Origin of the sequence: Maribacter sp. IgM3_T14_3, from assembly GCF_049603095.1 — a bacterium.
In the GTDB taxonomy this organism is placed as follows: Bacteria; Bacteroidota; Bacteroidia; order Flavobacteriales; family Flavobacteriaceae; genus Maribacter.
Map to the genome: position 1 here is coordinate 1690701 of NZ_CP187138.1, position 15810 is coordinate 1706510.

At 35.2% G+C, this 15810-nt stretch carries 16 protein-coding genes; 5 read left to right on the forward strand and 11 right to left on the reverse strand.

All coding sequences use genetic code 11. The features are described from left to right. Positions 1 to 25 precede the first annotated feature (25 nt). The 4 genes from ACPF9A_RS07595 to ACPF9A_RS07610 all read right to left on the reverse strand — a co-directional run bounded on the left by ACPF9A_RS07595 (position 26) and on the right by ACPF9A_RS07610 (position 4610). Complete coding sequence (locus tag ACPF9A_RS07595; RefSeq protein ID WP_424003164.1) at positions 26 to 2908, reverse strand: TonB-dependent receptor; 2883 nt, start codon at positions 2906 to 2908, stop codon at positions 26 to 28. Between the two features lie 183 nt (positions 2909 to 3091). Next, positions 3092 to 3352, reverse strand: a complete 261-nt coding sequence (rpmA, locus tag ACPF9A_RS07600; RefSeq protein ID WP_339836436.1) for a 50S ribosomal protein L27 — start codon at positions 3350 to 3352, stop codon at positions 3092 to 3094. A 40-nt stretch (positions 3353 to 3392) separates the two neighbouring features. Continuing rightward, positions 3393 to 4058 carry a 50S ribosomal protein L21 gene (gene rplU / locus ACPF9A_RS07605; RefSeq protein WP_424003166.1) on the reverse strand — a complete coding sequence of 222 codons (666 nt, stop codon included), beginning with the start codon at positions 4056 to 4058 and terminating at the stop codon, positions 3393 to 3395. A 96-nt stretch (positions 4059 to 4154) separates the two neighbouring features. Next, positions 4155 to 4610, reverse strand: a complete 456-nt coding sequence (locus tag ACPF9A_RS07610; RefSeq protein WP_424003168.1) for a DUF4199 domain-containing protein — start codon at positions 4608 to 4610, stop codon at positions 4155 to 4157. A 189-nt stretch (positions 4611 to 4799) separates the two neighbouring features. Between ACPF9A_RS07610 and ACPF9A_RS07615 the strand changes: the two genes are divergently transcribed. Both ACPF9A_RS07615 and ACPF9A_RS07620 read left to right on the forward strand, forming a co-directional pair. Next, on the forward strand, positions 4800 to 6122 hold the full coding sequence (locus ACPF9A_RS07615) for a M16 family metallopeptidase (RefSeq protein ID WP_424003170.1): 1323 nt from the start codon (positions 4800 to 4802) through the stop codon (positions 6120 to 6122). Positions 6123 to 6130: 8 nt separating this feature from the next. Then, a complete protein-coding gene (locus ACPF9A_RS07620) occupies positions 6131 to 8203 on the forward strand; it encodes an insulinase family protein (RefSeq protein ID WP_424003172.1) in 2073 nt (690 codons plus the stop codon). A 72-nt stretch (positions 8204 to 8275) separates the two neighbouring features. Here ACPF9A_RS07620 and ACPF9A_RS07625 read toward each other — a convergent pair whose 3' ends face one another. Beyond that, on the reverse strand, positions 8276 to 9019 hold the full coding sequence (locus tag ACPF9A_RS07625) for a head GIN domain-containing protein (protein ID WP_424003174.1): 744 nt from the start codon (positions 9017 to 9019) through the stop codon (positions 8276 to 8278). A 68-nt stretch (positions 9020 to 9087) separates the two neighbouring features. Then, on the reverse strand, positions 9088 to 9978 hold the full coding sequence (locus ACPF9A_RS07630; RefSeq protein WP_424003176.1) for a DMT family transporter: 891 nt from the start codon (positions 9976 to 9978) through the stop codon (positions 9088 to 9090). Positions 9979 to 10133: 155 nt separating this feature from the next. On the opposite strand from ACPF9A_RS07630, the gene ACPF9A_RS07635 reads away from it, so the two are divergent. Further along, complete coding sequence (locus ACPF9A_RS07635) at positions 10134 to 10505, forward strand: heavy-metal-associated domain-containing protein (RefSeq protein WP_424003178.1); 372 nt, start codon at positions 10134 to 10136, stop codon at positions 10503 to 10505. A gap of 1 nt (position 10506) precedes the next feature. After that, complete coding sequence (locus ACPF9A_RS07640) at positions 10507 to 10929, forward strand: hypothetical protein (protein ID WP_424003180.1); 423 nt, start codon at positions 10507 to 10509, stop codon at positions 10927 to 10929. A gap of 12 nt (positions 10930 to 10941) precedes the next feature. On the opposite strand, the gene ACPF9A_RS07645 is transcribed toward ACPF9A_RS07640, so the two are convergent. The 5 genes from ACPF9A_RS07645 to mutY are packed head-to-tail and all read right to left on the reverse strand — an operon-like array spanning position 10942 to position 15338. After that, positions 10942 to 11889: a pyridoxal-phosphate dependent enzyme gene (locus tag ACPF9A_RS07645; RefSeq protein WP_424004439.1), complete on the reverse strand. Its 948-nt coding sequence runs from the start codon at positions 11887 to 11889 to the stop codon at positions 10942 to 10944. A 9-nt stretch (positions 11890 to 11898) separates the two neighbouring features. Continuing rightward, the gene (gldD, locus tag ACPF9A_RS07650; protein WP_424003182.1) at positions 11899 to 12459 is read right to left on the reverse strand and encodes a gliding motility lipoprotein GldD; all 561 of its coding nucleotides are present in this window, start codon (positions 12457 to 12459) and stop codon (positions 11899 to 11901) included. Then, positions 12449 to 13777, reverse strand: a complete 1329-nt coding sequence (locus ACPF9A_RS07655) for a gliding motility-associated protein GldE (protein ID WP_424003184.1) — start codon at positions 13775 to 13777, stop codon at positions 12449 to 12451. The genes gldD and ACPF9A_RS07655 overlap by 11 nt, the downstream gene beginning before the upstream one ends. Positions 13778 to 13796: 19 nt before the next feature. Further along, positions 13797 to 14261, reverse strand: a complete 465-nt coding sequence (gene ssb / locus ACPF9A_RS07660) for a single-stranded DNA-binding protein (protein WP_424003186.1) — start codon at positions 14259 to 14261, stop codon at positions 13797 to 13799. Between the two features lie 27 nt (positions 14262 to 14288). Continuing rightward, the gene (mutY, locus tag ACPF9A_RS07665; protein ID WP_424003188.1) at positions 14289 to 15338 is read right to left on the reverse strand and encodes an A/G-specific adenine glycosylase; all 1050 of its coding nucleotides are present in this window, start codon (positions 15336 to 15338) and stop codon (positions 14289 to 14291) included. A 127-nt stretch (positions 15339 to 15465) separates the two neighbouring features. On the opposite strand from mutY, the gene ACPF9A_RS07670 reads away from it, so the two are divergent. Continuing rightward, positions 15466 to 15756 (forward strand): HU family DNA-binding protein, encoded by a 291-nt coding sequence (locus ACPF9A_RS07670; protein ID WP_027065813.1) that lies wholly within the window; start codon positions 15466 to 15468, stop codon positions 15754 to 15756. The last annotated feature ends 54 nt before the right edge of the window (positions 15757 to 15810 follow it).

Genomic DNA, 15810 nt, shown 5'->3' on the forward strand with positions numbered 1-15810 from the left:
TTTAATATTTAACGTGGGTACTGAATTATTTTTTAAACAGGTCGTATTTTAATCCTAAGCTAAAACGTTGTCCATAAAATTCGATTTGCTGTGTACGCTCTTTAACTCCTTGAAAATACCGCAATGGCTGATTGGTAATATTATTTAAATCTGCATACACACTAAGATTTTTGCTTACCTGAAACGTAGCATTAAAATCTAAAAACATTTGGGTATCGTAATACCTATCTTCAAAATCGTTGCCGCCGATTTCATCAATATAACTATCAGAAAAATTTGCAGATAATCTTGCACTGAATTTTTTATCTGCATAACCTAAAGACCCGTTAAACATATTGGGAGCCGTATTTGGCAAATCTAAATCGCTACGCTCATCACCATCTTCATTTCGTATACCATCGGCAGAAGATGACAAGTAAGTGTAATTCAAATAAAGACTAAAGTTTCTAGCAAAACCTGGTAGAAAATCTAACTGACGCTGAAATGCAAATTCCATCCCAAAAATTGTAGCGCTATCGCCATTCAAAGGTTGAAAAACATCATAACCTTCTGTTCCTGCACCTAAATTATCATCTGGTGCTTCATATATAAATGTATAAATGAACTCATCTATATTCTTATAGAACAAACCTCCAGAAATTAAACCTACACTTTCAAAATAATGCTCTGCCATAAGGTCAAAATTCATAGATGTAGTTGGGTTCAAATCTGCATTACCTATAACCAATTCTTTGTCTTCATTAATTACTTCAGCCCTTGGAATTAAATCTTGGTAATTTGGTCTCGCCAAAGTATTTGTCCATGCAAACCTTAATATGGTATTTGTAGATACATCATATTTTAAATGCACACCAGGTAACACATTTGTATATGAATTTTCGCCAATTACTTCTTCTACCAGTACAGCCTCATCTATACCAGCATCTTCATCTTCCTCTATATAAATAACTCTATTACCCTTAGATTCCAGCTTCGTATTCTCTAATCTCACCCCAACCAATACACTAAATTTTTCAGATAGTTTCTGATTTAGCATAACATAACCAGCAAGCACATCTTCATTTACGTTAAAGTTGCTTGGCGCAAACTCATCTACAATTAACTCGCCATCTGCAATGTTTAAATCTAAAGCACCTAGCCAAGCCTCACTCGCAAATGAACCTATTTGATACTGACTCCCTGCCAGATAATCTGTGTCACTATAATCTTTTACTGGTACTGCTGCCAAGGTTGGATAATCATCTTCTAAATCAAATTCATAAAAATTATTATCCCTTAATTTGGATTTAAATCTACCTCTTGCACCAAATTTTACGCTGCCTTCACCTTGACTAAAAATATCTGTTGGAATTTCAAAATTTACAAATACGTTTAAATCTTCTTCTTCTGTATACTGATTCTCTTCAGTAACCTCACTATACTCGAAATTTTCTAAAGCAGCATCTGCCGTATTTACTACCGAATATCTTGGATACCTAGAATTTAATACATCATTATTAATACTATATTCAGATTCAAACTCTGCATAACGCTCATTTAAGCGCTCTTCAGATGCCTTAGCAAAAGAAGTCATCCAATCTACTTTTAAACTGCCCCAAAGATGATTTCCCCCTAAGCTGTAATTTTGCATTCGTTGATCTTCTAAGCGGCGATTTTTATTTCTACCGCTATCAATACCACCTTTAGATTGTCTTTTGACTTCTACAGGGAATCTTGTAGGTACACCGTCGGTTATAATAAAGTCGCTTTCTTCAATATCTTCTGCATCTAAAATCTCATGCTCTAAACGAAATCTGTTTTCACGATCATCTCTCCAATTATACATTGTTTTTAAAAACACAGTATTATTAGCGTCGAATTTATAATCTAAATTTGCCGAAAAACTCCGTCTTATCCGCTGTACCAAATATTCTCGTTGCTCATAGACATTTACATAGGGATCAACATCTACTTCTTCTAAAATTGGTTCTCCATCGCCATCTTCAATTCCAGTATTATATTCGAACTCATCTGTCCACTCTGCTTCTACATTATCAGAGCCAAAATCGTTATCATTACCAGAGACAGAAATCATCCAACCAAACTTATCATTTTTACCACGATCACCTAAAAGAACCGAGCCATTTAAAATGGGTTTATCTGTAATGAAATTAATACCCGACCCCAATGTAGCAGAAAGTCTAAAACCTTGCGGAGATGTTCTTGTTATCAAGTTTACAGAACCACCCAATGCATCTGCATCCATATCTGGTGTAACCGCTTTACTTACTTCTATAGATTGAATCATATCAGCAGGTATCAAATCCATCTGAACATTTCTGTTATCGCCTTCAGCGGATGGTATTCTGCTACCATTTAATGTCACAGAATTTAATTGAGGTGATAAACCTCTAACTATAACATTTCTTGCCTCACCTTGATCCATTTGCATGGTTATACCAGGAATCCTTTTTACCGCATCACCTATATTGGCATCAGGAAATTTACCTATTTGATCAGTAGAAACTACATTGGTTATATTCAAATTGGTCTTTTGGGTATTCAAAGCTTTTGATTGACCATTTAACCCGTAAGCAGATACCTCAACACCTTCAAGTTCCACACTTTTCTGTTCTACAGATAACCTAATACTAACGGTTTGGTGAGCAACTACGGTAACTTCTTGTGATAAATCTGCATATCCTAGATAAGATACTTTTATAGAATAAGTGCCTTCAGGTACATCTACTATTGTGAATTTTCCATCAAAGTCTGTAATTGAACCTTTTGACAATGAAGGGATAATGGCATTTGCCCCGGGTAAATACAATCCGTTTTCATCGGTAACGACGCCCTGAATGTTACCAGATTGGGCAACTAAAATAAAAGGTAAGAGTAAGAGCAAGAAGAATAATACTGGTTTTTTCATTTTCTATGTGGTTGTTATTGGACCACAAAGAAATTAGAAACGAGTTGAAATAGTGTTGCCTTAATTTTAAGGCTATTTTAAGATTTCTTGAATTTTAATAGATATTTACATTAAGTTAACCCATTGCTAACAAAAAAACCCTCTTCATTGCTGAAGAGGGTTTTTTAAAAATTTATATAAAGCTTATGCTTCAAAAGGCTCAATGGAAACAAATGATTTTCCACCAGCTTTTTTAGTAAACTTTACCATACCATCAACACGTGCGTGTAACGTATGATCTTTTCCTGCGTAAACATTTTCACCAGGATTGTGTCTTGTTCCTCTCTGTCTAACTAAAATGTTACCAGCGATTGCAGCTTGACCACCAAAAATCTTAACTCCTAATCGTTTTGATTCTGATTCTCTACCGTTTTTCGAACTACCTACACCTTTCTTATGTGCCATTGTCTAAGGTTTTAAATATTATTATACTTAATGATTTAGCTTATTTAGCTACACCACCATCTAATTCGTCTTGCCATTTTTGTAACTCGTCCCATTTACCATCAGCAGCTAATTGTGCTTGCTTTGGCCAAGTGTCAGTTACGTGATTTCCACGAACGTCAGCAATAATTTCAGAAATTTTAGCTGCGTCTGTTTTTGCTAATTCAGCAAAAGTAGAAATACCTGCATTGTTTAAAGTCTCAGCGATTTTTGGTCCGATACCTTCAACTTTCTTTAAATCATCAGCTTTACCTGTAGCTTTTTTAGCTTTTGGCTTAGCTTCAACTGGTGCTGCTTTAACTTCTTCTTTTTTTGCCTTTGGTTCAGCTTTCTTAGTTTCTGCTTTTTTAGCTCCTTTAGAAATAATCGACTCGATTACAATCTCTGTAAGAGACTGACGATGTCCATTTTTCTTTCTGTAACCCTTACGTCTTTTCTTGTGAAAAACGATTACTTTGTCACCTCTAAGGTGCTTAACGACTTTAGCCTCTACTGCGGCTCCGTCTATAGCCGGGGCGCCGATAGTAACGTTCGATCCATCAGACAAAAGAAGTACATTGTCAAAAGTGACTTTTTTACCTTCTTCTACCTGTAAACGGTGAACGTACACTTTCTGGTCTTTTGCAACTTTAAATTGCTGCCCTGCCATCTCTACAATTGCGTACATATTGTTAAATGTAATGATTAAACCTGATGGATTTTTTCCATAGGCGGGTGCAAATATAATTCTTAATCGTGAATTTACAAGTGTTTTTTATGATTTTTATACTCTCTTAATGCTTCTAGTGTTCGAAGTCTTAAATAGTTGCATAAATGAGAGCGTTAATACCAAACTTGTCGTAAAACCCATTATGGCTACCACTAAAAAAACAATCGCTTCAAAACTACGATAAGTGCTGGCCCATTTAGTCGATAATTCCTCTAAAAAGCCTGGCTGAAGCTCTGTTGAATATAACGCAAAAAAGAAAGTAAAAATTAAAGTTGCAACGCCACCGGTTATTAGACCGGCCATAAACCCGCCAGCATAGGTAAAGGTAGACCCCTTTTCTAACTTGTAATATTTAATGGATTCATAAATGGCAAAACCGGTAATTACAGCATTAAAAAGACTGTAGAATACATTTACATGTAGCTGAAGTAATGACAATATTAAAAAATAGGCGATTAAAGAGCCACTGGCCGCGACACCAAATCTAATAGGTAGGGCATAGTTATTCATAATTGAGATATTTTTTTTGTTTAGAGTTTTAAGATAAAAAATAAACAACTATTAATTCAATTTAATCTGTTAAAGAATACTTATATTGAAGATTGCTCCTACAAATAATTATTTTTTTATGTAACATTTTTGTAAAATTATACACTAACAAAACAGAACATTAAAATTCACTAACCTAAAACAGTTTAAATGAAAATGAAATTACTACTGGTTTCGGCTATTTGCCTTTATGGTTTTGCCGGACTTTCTCAAGAGGTCGCTTTTGAAGAGTACAACTTAGACAACGACCTTCATGTTATTCTACACCAAGACAACTCTGCCCCCATAATTTCCATTTCAGTGCTCTATCACGTTGGTTCTAAAGATGAAGACCCAAACCGTACTGGATTTGCCCACTTTTTTGAACACCTTCTTTTTGAAGGTACTGAGAATATTGAAAAAGGCCAGTGGGACAATATCGTATCATCTAACGGTGGTTCTGGTAATGCTACCACAGATGAAGACAGAACGTATTATTACGAAGTTTTCCCTTCTAATAACTTAGAATTAGGACTTTGGTTAGAATCTGAGAGAATGTTACATCCTGTTATTAATCAAAAGGGAGTTGATACTCAAAATGAAGTGGTAAAGGAAGAAAAAAGGCTTCGTGTAGATAATTCACCTTATGGTAAGTTTATCGAAAACATCAAGAAGAATCTTTTTAAAAATCATCCGTATAAAGAAACCGTAATTGGAAAGATGGCAGATTTAGATGCTGCTACTTTAGATGAATTTATTGCTTTTCAGAAGAAATACTATGTACCAAACAATGCAGTATTAGTTATTGCCGGCGATTTCGAAAAAGAGAATGCAAAAAAACTGATTTCAGATTACTTTAAGGATATTCCTAAAGGGACTAAGACTTCTAGAAATTTTCCTTCAGAAACGCCTATTGAAACTGAAATTAATGCGAAAGCATACGATTCAAATATTCAAATTCCGGCTTCTATGATCGCTTATAGAACTCCTGGACTTAAGAATAGAGAAAGTCAAGTATTAGAAATGATTTCTACATATTTGACCGACGGACCATCTTCTAAGCTTTATAAGAGAATGGTAGACGATGAAAAACAGGCTTTACAGATTGGGGCTATACCCGTTACTTTAGAAGATTATGGTATGTATATCATTTTTGCACTTCCGGTTGGTGAAACTGGCCTACCTACCTTAAATAATTCTATAGAAGATGAAGTTGCGAAATTAAGAACTGATCTTATTTCTGAGAATGACTACCAAAAACTACAGAATAAATTTGAAAACCAATTCGTAAACAGTAACTCAAGCGTTGAGGGTATTGCAAATTCACTTGCAGAATATTACATGCTCTACGGCGACACTTCTTTAATAAATAAAGAGATAGAAGTTTACAGATCTATCACCAGAGAAGAAATCAAAGAAGTTGCCAACAAGTATTTAAAACCAAATCAAAGATTGGTTTTAGAATATTTACCTGAACAAAATACCGCAAACTAATTACGACTATGAAAAATACATATATATTATTCTTAACATTATTCTCTTGTATTGCTTTACAAGCGCAGGTAGACAGAACGGTTATGCCTACACCTGGTCCTGCACCAGAAATTAACCTTGGTGTACCGCAAACTTTTAACCTTAACAACGGTTTAAAAGTTTTAGTAGTTGAAAATCATAAATTACCAAGAGTTTCTGTTCAATTATCTATTGACAACCCGCCCGTTTTAGAAGGTGATAAAGCTGGCACGGCTAGTTTAACCGGTAGTCTTTTAGGGCTAGGTTCTAAAAACATATCGAAAGAGGCCTTTAATGAAGAAATCGATTTTTTAGGAGCTAGACTTTATTTTACGTCTAGTCGCGCCTATGCGCAATCTCTTTCTAAATATTTTCCGAGAATGATCGAGCTTATGGCCGATGCTGCTATAAATCCGAATTTTACCCAAGAGGAATTTGACAAGGAAAAGGATAAACTTATAACCGGACTAAAATCTGAAGAGAAAGTAGTTTCTTCAATTTCTAGCAGAGTTCAAAGAGCCTTGGCATACGGTAAAAAACATCCATACGGAGAATTTACTACTGAAGAAACCGTAAACAACGTAACCCTTAGTGATGTTGAAGAATATTATCGCGAATACTTTGTGCCTGCAAATGCATATTTAATCGTTATTGGTGATGTAAATTTTGAGGAGGTAAAGACTTTAACAGAAACTTATTTTACTTCTTGGACCAAGGCCGTACCACCAAGTTTGTCATATTCTCAACCTAAAAATGTACCGAATACGCAAATCAACTTTGTAGATATGCCAAATGCCGTACAGTCAGAAATTACCGTGCAGAATATTGTTAACCTAAAAATGAGTGATACCGATTTCATTGCGGCATTATTAGCGAACCAAATATTAGGTGGCGGCTCTGATAGTAGAATAAACCTGAACCTTAGAGAAGATAAAGGATATACTTATGGCGCATATTCATCTCTTGGAAATGATAAATACGGTCCTTCTAGATTTGCCGCTTCTGCTGAAGTAAGAAATACGGTTACAGATAGCTCGGTCGTACAATTATTAAAAGAGATCGACTTAATAAATACACAACCAGTAAAAGATGAAGAGTTAAAAACTACCAAGGCATTATATGCCGGTAGCTTTATAATGGCTTTAGAAGATCCAGAAACAATTGCTAGGTATGCCTTAAACGTTGAGAAAGAAAGTTTACCTAAAGATTTCTACAAAACGTTTTTAGAGAAACTAGACAAGGTTAGCAAAGAGGAAGTAGAAACAGCTGCTAAAAAGTATTTCAATGTTGACAATGCTCGAGTAATTGTCGTTGGTAAAGGAAGTGATATTTTGGCCAACCTAGAAAATGTGGAGTTTAAAGGAAAGAAAGTTCCTGTTCTTGCCTATTCTAAAACTGCCGACAGAGTTGAAACGCCCGATTACAATGCCGCATTACCAACCGACGTATCTGCACAATCAATACTTGAAAAATATATTGAGGCTATTGGCGGAAAATCGAAACTAGAAGGCGTCAATACCCTGGCAATGATGGCATCAGCAGAAATGCAAGGTATGAAGCTTGATCTGAACATCAAAAAAACGTCTAGCGATCAACTAATGCAAGACGTACAAATGATGGGTAATTCTGTTAGCAAACAAGTTTTAAACGGAGATTCTGGCTACATGGTTATGCAGGGTCAACGCAAGAATCTTGAAGAAAAGGAATTTGAAGCCATTAAAAAAGAATCTGCCCCTTTCTCTGAACTACAATTATTGACCGACGACACCATTTCTTTAGAAGGCATGGAAATGGTTGGTGATAAAAATACCTACAAACTTAAGGTAGGTGAAAACAAATCTGCTTTCTACGATGTTGAAACCGGACTTAAATTACAAGAGGTAACCGTAACTGAAATGCAAGGTCAGCAAATGGAAAGCACTTCTAATTTTGAAGATTACAAAGAGGTAGCTGGTATATTGTTCCCTTATAAAATAATGCAGACTGTTGGTCCACAATCTTTTGAATTCATAGTTTCTGAAATCAAAGTTAATGATGGTGTATCGCCTGCTGATTTTGAATAATAACCATATATTACAAATAGAAAAACCCGCTAATTAGCGGGTTTTTTGTTTTTCAGTTTCTAGGTTAAGTTTTTATCCTATTTTTCTAATGGTTGCTTCTCCGAAAATTAATCCTTTATCCACTTCTGGGTTACCAGTGTAATTAATATTTGTTTCGCCATAGCAGGTAACTTTTAATCGCTCTTTTACATTCACTCTAAAATTACTTTCGCCATAGGCAGTAATTTTAGTTTCTTCTGCTACCATACCTTCTGTATTTACTTCGCTTTCGCCATAGGCTCTAAATACCTGGCGTGCCACAGTACCTTCACTAATTTCTAAATAGCTACTGCCATAAATTGCCACCGTTAATTCGTCTATAGAAACCGAATCAAAGTATACTTTAGCCGCACCATATAAAGACATTTTAAAATCATCAGCATTAAAGAGATTTTCACATCTAACAATTTCTTCCCCCCGTATCGATAAATTTTCGAGTTTTCTATACGTTACGGTAATAGAAGCCATTGTGCCATTATAAAGTGATTTACTACCGCGCCATTGATCATTTGAAACACGCTCAGACTTAGTTACAACCTTAGCACCATCTAAATACAACCGTAGCGTTCTACCTTCTACTTCTACATTTATTTTATCTAACGATATTTTTGCATTATCAACAACAACACTTTCTTCTTCGCCTTCTATAAGATTTAATTCTATATGCGGACTAACAATTAGTTTATCGAAAGATTTTACGTTGAATGTTTTTTCTTGAGCCTGTAAACTACCTACGACAAAGGTTACTGTGAGTAGCGTAAATATGATTTTTTTCATGATTTTCGTTTTTTCGATTAGTTCTATACAAAGACAACCGTAAGTCAAGTTTGTTACAGTACGCCGAATTATTTTTGCAGAACAATCACTTTTTTCCTATTTACGAGCCATACCCCAAATAAGATAATGAGTCCGCCCAATAGCTGTAGAATACTGATATTCTCGCCATCTAAAAAACCCCATAACACTGCAACAAGAGGAATCAAATATGTTACCGATGCTGCAAATACAGGACTCGATAATTTTATTAATTTATTAAATAGGATGTTCGCCAAAGCCGTACCTAAAAACGCCAATGCCATAATATACCACACAGCTTCGTGCATTGCACTATTACCAGAAAACTGCTGAAATACTCCCGTATAAATCAATATGATAAATGCCGGTAAAAAAGCGATCCCGAAACTAGCGGTCGTTACTGCTAACGGCGTTAAATGAGATAAATATTTCTTAATGATATTGATATTAAAGGCATACCCTAACGCAGCAATAATTATAAATAAAGAATACCAATAGTTCTGGTTCACATTATTCTCCATACCTGCAGCAATAAGTACTATAGTACCAAAAAGACCTATTAACACCCCTAAAACTTGCCTTCCCTTTAGTGAAAGTCCGAAAAGCGCTATACCAACCAATGTGGTAAATAATGGTGCTACGGAGTTTAAAATAGAGGTTATACCACTACTAATTTCCATTTGTGCCAAGGCAAAGAAAAAAGGAGGAAAGAATGAACTACATAAGCCCGCTATAGCAACCCATTTCCAATCGGTTTTTGAAAGTGTCTTTAAAGATCTAAAGCCGAGAATGAATAATAATACCGATGCAAAAAAAATTCTTAACCCACCAACTTGCAATGGCGTATACCCAACTAGAGATCTTTTTATTAATATAAAAGACGAACCCCATATAAATGATAGAATTACTAGGTAAAGCCACTTCTGGTCTATATGCTTCAACTCTTAAAATTTTGAACAAAAATGATGTTTTTTCTAAATAAACCAATCCCTATTCCGATATTTTTACAATTGATATCTAAAACCATTTTACATAATTGGTATCTTTACACTATAACCAAATACATTTATTAATTGTATTTGTTAAATCTATCATTATGAAATCAAAAACAGTAGTCCTTTTTATAGCTATGTTTACTTTAGTAATAAATAATTGTTTAGCACAGGAAGGTGAGGCTTTACCTGCTGAAATTTTAACTAATGACAGTAGTACCATACTAGTTACTATAGAAGGTATGGCTTGCCAAGAAGGTTGTGCCGATCAGATTTCTTCAAATTTAATGGATAGCGAAGGAGTCGTTTCTTCAGAAATCAGTTTTGAAAATAAAAGCGGCCTTATCTCTTTTGACCCAACAATTATAACTATTGAAGAGGTAAAGGCCATAATTACCGATACTAAAGTCAAAGATTACAATTACACCATTACATCTGTCAAAACTATTACAGCTATTACTCCTAAGAACGACTAATATGAAAAATATACTTTATACACTTGCCATAGCTACATTAATTACGTTCACTTCTTGCAAAGAAACCAAGAAAGCTGAAGAGCCTTCTAAAATGGAGAACGTAATGAGCATTCATGATGAGGTAATGCCAAAAATGGGAACTATAGGAAAACTAGTTGGGCACTTAAAACCAATGGCAGATTCTCTTGGGGTTGAATCGGTTGAAGCAAAAGCAATGAAAGATTTACAAGAAGCCAATAAATCTATGATGGACTGGATGCAAGGTTTTGGTGATCGTTTCGATTCTGAAGAAATTATGAACGGCAAAGAACTTTCTGATGAAAAGAAAGCATGGTTAAAAGAAGAAGAAGAGAAAGTTCAACAAGTAAAAGAAAACATCAATTCTAGTATTCAGCGTGCTGAAGAGATTTTAAGTAAGCAGTAAAGATTACATATTCTAAAAAGGTAAATTAGATAAGTCTACATTACCACCAGATATTATAATACCAATTTTTTTATTCTGAAAAACTTCTGGCTGCTCTTTTGATTGTTTCAAAACTGCAGCCACAGTTACCGCACTAGAAGGTTCTATGATAATTTTCATACGCTCCCAAACTAATTTCATCGCGGCTATAATCTCATCTTCAGTTACCCTGACAATACCGCTAACAAGCTCTTTAATAATAGGAAAGTTCTTGTCACCTAAAACTGTTTTTAATCCGTCGGCAATAGTGTTTACGGTTTCGTTAGTTTCTATTTTGCCACTTTGTAACGAACGGTAAGCATCATCAGCCTCAAAAGGCTCAGCACCATAAACCTTGCAGTTTTTTCCAAAATATGTAGCTGCCAAACCTGAACCGGCAATGAGTCCCCCGCCACCTACGGGACAAAATATAAAATCTAAATCGGGTTGTTTATATAACAGCTCTAAAGCAGCAGTGCCTTGACCCAAAATAACATTGTTATCGTTGGATGGGTGCACGAAAGTAGCTCCTGTTTTCATGGCAATTTCATCTGCTAATGCCTGCCTCGCCTCTACTGTAGGTTCACATTCGTAAATTTTACCACGATATTCTTTCACACCAACTTTCTTAACTTCTGGGGCTGTATTTGGCATCACAATATGTGCAATAACACCAACACTTTGTGCCGCTAATGATAATGCTTGTGCAAAATTACCAGACGAATGTGTTACTACGCCGTTTTTCTTCTGCTCTTCAGTTAATTGCAAAATCGCATTGGTAGCACCGCGCATTTTATACGCTCCTGCTCTTTGAAAATTCTCGCACTTAAAAAATACATGAGCACCAACCTCTTTATCAATTAGTCTAGAAGTTAAAACAGCTGTGTTATGAATAAATGGAGTTATTCGTTTATGACAATCTAAAAGGTCTTGTTTTGTCATCATACGACTTTATTTTTTCCACCGAAGTGTTTCTATGATTCCCCTGATATCATTTTGAAGATATGACGCTGCAGGTAAAATAGAATCATAATTGGGTTTCGTATAAAAATAAACCGAACCGGTTAGAAAATGTTCTGTACTATCGGTAACATAAAATTGCGATTGTGAAGCCGCATTACCTTGTACTTCAAATAAAGCACCATAAATTTTCTCATCAGGATTTACATATGGTTGCTCTACAATATTGTCGGCCTTTGTCGCATGTTCATAACTAAGCCTTTTAGAATCAATTATTAGCTTAGATAAGTTACCATCGATTTTCTTATAACTTAGAAAAATTGCACCCTTCATTTCTGGATATGAAATAGTATAAGCTTTATCGCCATTTAACTCAGCCTTTGCCAATTGATTGTATTTGAAACTGAAATTCTCGGTTTCTAAGTCCGCCAATTTACCTTGAGGATATTCTAAACGCATTTTAGCTTTTGGTTTAGGAATAACAGGCTCTTCTTTACAACTTACCATAAAAGCAAAACCTATTAAAATTATAATCAATGCATTAAACTTCATGTGGCAAGGTTACTTTTATTTGTTTCAATCTTTTCTTGTCCATCGCTTCAACCACAAAGGTATAGGACTCGAACATTATTTTTTCTCCACGTCTTGGAAAACTACCTGCCTTTTCCAAAACAAAGCCAGCTAGTGTTTCTGACTCTCCTTTATTACTTTCAAAAATTTCGTTGTCATCTAATTTTATCACACGGTAAAAATCTTTAAGAGGAGTTTTTCCTTCGAAAACATAATTATACTCGTCGAGTTTAGAGAAAATTAAATCTTCATCATCAAACTCATCGCTGATATCGCCAACAATTTCTTCAATAATATCTTCTAAGGTTACCAACCCAGAAGTGCCACCATACTCATCAACAACAATAGCCAAGTGATTTTTCTTCTCTTGAAATTCACCCAATAAATCATCTAACTTTTTATTCTCAGGAACAAAATAGGGCTCTCTAATAAGTGTCATCCAATTAAAGGTTTTTCTATCTAAATATGGCAATAGATCCTTTACATACAACACCCCTTTAACGGTATCGATATTCTCGCCAAATACCGGAATTCTAGAATACCCGTTCTTCTTTATCTCACCTAAAACTTCGGGGAATTTCATTTGCTCGTTCAGCGCAAAAATATCGATACGAGGTCTCATTACCTGTTTGGTATCTGTATTACCAAAGGTTACAATACCTTCTAAAATCTTTTTTTCTTCTTTAGTAGTATCGCCATGAGAGGTTAAATCTAGCGCCTGTGACAATTGATCGATACTTAAGCTCGATTTTTGTTTGCCTAGTTTGTTATACAAAAACAAAGTACCCGAACGCATTGGTAAACTCAATGGCGAAAAAATAAAATCTAACACTCTTAACGGATACACCATTAAATGCGCAAAGCTCATTCTATTTCTGTTTGCATATACCTTTGGTAGAATTTCACCGAACATTAAAATTAGAAACGTTGCGACCACGACTTCTAACAAAAAACGAACTGATAATACACCGAACAATACGGTATTTATATTTTCAAAAAGTGTGTTACCAATGATACTGAACAGCAGAACTACACCAATATTTATAGCATTGTTTGCTATAAGTATGGTTGCCAATAATTTTTTAGGTCGTTCTAGAAGCTTAAGTAATATGGTACTTTTGGCAGATTTTTCGTCTTGAAGCTCTTTAACCTCGGTTGGCGAAAGACCGAACATTGCCACTTCGGCACCAGAAATAAGTGCAGAGCAAAGAAGTAGTACAAAAAGTACAACTATATTAATTGCAAAAACACCGTTTACAACTAATGTTGTCATTAAAAACGGTAAGGGGTCTGGGTCCAATAGCTGCTATTTAAATTTATTAGAATGGTAAATCATCGTCATCTTCTTGACTTGTAGGTGCAGGAGCTTTAGCTGGTGCTTTATTCTCAGTACTAGGCGCCTTTTGAGCTACCGGAGCCGAACCACCATTGTTCTGCATTCCTTCTTTTTTGGTGGTCAAAAAAGTGAATTCTTGAACATGTACTTCGGTCGAATATCTAGTTACCCCATCTTCACCTTGCCACTGACGGTTTTTTAACCTACCCTCTACATATACCTTGTCGCCTTTACTAAGATATTTTTCGCAAACTTCAGCAGCTTTGTTTCGTACCACTATATTATGCCAATCAGTGTTGGTAACACGTTCACCGGTAGATTTGTTGGTATATGTCTCATTTGTAGCTAACGGAAACCTGCCAATACTACCGCCACCTTCAAAATAATGCATTTTAACTTCATCGCCTAAATGCCCAATTAACATTACCTTATTTAATGTACCGCTCATAACTTAAAGATATAAAAATCAAAAGTACTAAAATTTAAATGCTTTGATAAAATCTGCGATTAAAACAGGTACAGGAAATTCGGTTATTTTTTCAACCGATATTTGACCTTCAAACTTATTATCGGTGTAAATAATCCAGAATCTGGTATGTAAATGTTGATGCGATAATTTATGAACAATAGCATTTTCGTTGTATTCTAGTATTTCAACTGACGGCAAAGTGTCCAATACCTCTTTATACCTTATAGTAACATCATCTATTTCAAGGGCATCTTTTGATTCTATTAGCGGAAACTCCCATAGATTCTGCCAAATACCTTTTCCTATTCTTTGATTTAAACGCGTAAATTGATTTCCACTTGCATCTTTATATATAGGTATAAGATAATTGAAGTATCTATTGCGCACTTTTGTCTTCTTCAATTTTACGGGCAATTGATCCACCAGACCCTTTTGCAATGCCACGCAACTATCGCTTAACGGGCAATGTAAACACAATGGCTTTTTTGGTGAACATTGTATAGCACCAAACTCCATAATACCTTGGTTGTAATCTCTAATATGATCTGTGTCCATGACTTTTTCAGCCAGAGCTTTAAAGTATTTTATACCCTCTGTGCTATTAATTGGGGTGTCTATACCATAATACCTTGCAAGCACTCGGTATACATTTCCATCAACAACAGCCTGTGGTTCATTAAAACATATAGAAGAAATAGCACTCGCCGTATAGTCACCTACGCCTTTTAATGTTAAAAGTTGCTTATAACTATCAGGAAATTTGCCACCGTGCCCATCGACCACCATTTTTGCTGCTGAATGTAAATTTCGAGCTCTTGAATAATACCCGAGCCCTTGCCAAAGTTTTAAAACCTGCTCTTCATTTGCGTTGGCTAAGTCATCAACAGTAGGGAAAGTCTCTATAAACCTCAAGTAATACGGGGTTCCTTGAGCAACCCGAGTCTGTTGAAGAATAATTTCTGAGAGCCAAATTTTGTATGGATCAGTATTCTCGCGCCATGGTAAACTGCGCTTATTTATATGATACCAATCTAAAATTTTACCCGAAAATGACATGCTCTTCTATGCTAAGTGATAAAAGTAGCAGTTTATACACTTAAAATTAACCCATTAGAAAGAAAGATTGAATTTAATTTATATATTTGCAACCCGAAAAAACATACAGAAAATCTAATATTGAAAGATGACGAAAGCGGAAATTGTATCGAAAATCTCAGATAAGCTGGGAATTGAAAAAGGAGATGTACAGGCAACTGTTGAATCTTTTATGGAAGAGGTAAAAACATCATTAGAAAGTGGTGATAATGTTTACCTAAGAGGTTTTGGTAGTTTTATCATTAAAACAAGAGCCGAAAAAACCGGTAGAAATATTTCCAAAAACACAACTATTAAAATACCCGCTCACAACATTCCAGCATTTAAGCCTGCAAAGGTTTTTGTAGAAGGAGTTAAGAGCAACGTACACGTAAAATAATTAATCTTAAAAAAAGAACTTTATGCCAAGCGGTAAAAAAAGAAAGAGACATAA

Bases quoted from the DNA above. Each gene is read 5' to 3' on its own strand.
- ACPF9A_RS07595 (WP_424003164.1), bottom strand. From the start codon at position 2,908: ATGAAAAAACCAGTATTATTCTTCTTGCTCTTACTCTTACCTTTTATT.
- rpmA (WP_339836436.1), bottom strand. From the start codon at position 3,352: ATGGCACATAAGAAAGGTGTAGGTAGTTCGAAAAACGGTAGAGAATCA.
- rplU (WP_424003166.1), bottom strand. From the start codon at position 4,058: ATGTACGCAATTGTAGAGATGGCAGGGCAGCAATTTAAAGTTGCAAAA.
- ACPF9A_RS07610 (WP_424003168.1), bottom strand. From the start codon at position 4,610: ATGAATAACTATGCCCTACCTATTAGATTTGGTGTCGCGGCCAGTGGC.
- ACPF9A_RS07615 (WP_424003170.1), top strand. From the start codon at position 4,800: ATGAAAATGAAATTACTACTGGTTTCGGCTATTTGCCTTTATGGTTTT.
- ACPF9A_RS07620 (WP_424003172.1), top strand. From the start codon at position 6,131: ATGAAAAATACATATATATTATTCTTAACATTATTCTCTTGTATTGCT.
- ACPF9A_RS07625 (WP_424003174.1), bottom strand. From the start codon at position 9,019: ATGAAAAAAATCATATTTACGCTACTCACAGTAACCTTTGTCGTAGGT.
- ACPF9A_RS07635 (WP_424003178.1), top strand. From the start codon at position 10,134: ATGAAATCAAAAACAGTAGTCCTTTTTATAGCTATGTTTACTTTAGTA.
- ACPF9A_RS07640 (WP_424003180.1), top strand. From the start codon at position 10,507: ATGAAAAATATACTTTATACACTTGCCATAGCTACATTAATTACGTTC.
- ACPF9A_RS07645 (WP_424004439.1), bottom strand. From the start codon at position 11,889: ATGACAAAACAAGACCTTTTAGATTGTCATAAACGAATAACTCCATTT.
- gldD (WP_424003182.1), bottom strand. From the start codon at position 12,459: ATGAAGTTTAATGCATTGATTATAATTTTAATAGGTTTTGCTTTTATG.
- ssb (WP_424003186.1), bottom strand. From the start codon at position 14,261: ATGAGCGGTACATTAAATAAGGTAATGTTAATTGGGCATTTAGGCGAT.
- mutY (WP_424003188.1), bottom strand. From the start codon at position 15,338: ATGTCATTTTCGGGTAAAATTTTAGATTGGTATCATATAAATAAGCGC.
- ACPF9A_RS07670 (WP_027065813.1), top strand. From the start codon at position 15,466: ATGACGAAAGCGGAAATTGTATCGAAAATCTCAGATAAGCTGGGAATT.